This window comes from Citricoccus sp. CH26A (genome assembly GCF_000224415.1).
In the GTDB taxonomy this organism is placed as follows: Bacteria; Actinomycetota; Actinomycetes; order Actinomycetales; family Micrococcaceae; genus Citricoccus.
In genome coordinates this window covers 1-500 of sequence record NZ_AFXQ01000067.1, presented here as the reverse complement: position 1 = coordinate 500, position 500 = coordinate 1, and the positions used below count along the sequence as shown (strand labels likewise).

At 57.6% G+C, this 500-nt stretch carries 1 protein-coding gene; it reads right to left on the bottom strand.

Going from position 1 to position 500, the window contains the following annotated elements:
* Positions 1 to 55: 55 nt before the first annotated feature.
* A partial coding sequence (locus tag CITRI_RS19505) for a hypothetical protein (protein ID WP_237709096.1) occupies positions 56 to 500 on the bottom strand: 445 nt, incomplete at its 5' end.

Below are 500 nucleotides of genomic sequence, written 5' to 3'. Positions count from 1 at the left end.
GGTTCGCGTAAATTCGCTCAGCGTCCCGCCAACATTTGGAGACGAGGGCCGAACATCAGGCTCGATTCATCTCCCACGTGGTTTCGACTTCGTCGATCGCGTTCGTCCACTGAGGATTGCCGCGTCCGTGGATGTAAGTTTGTAGCTCGGAAAAGCTGGCGGCATTGCTATCTAATACCAGCCCCACGGCTTCTCGAAGACCCACTCGACTTGCGAAGTCCAGATAGATGGCGCCATAGACAGCACCTTCTACGGACGCCCGAGTTAGTGCGGGGGCCACCCCGGTCCTGGTCCGCCGTCCAGCTGCAGGGCAGTCATTGATCAGTACCTCGGGAAGGGCCCGGGTCTTCGACAGTTCATTTCGAAAGAAGGCGCGCCGGAGGTCTTCACCACGGAGGTCGGGCTCAACCCTCTTCGCGAAGAAGAAGAAGCGTTCGGAGAAAATGCCGACGGCTTCCAAGAACGCCACTAAAGGATCGGTTCTCTGCTCAAATGTTAGC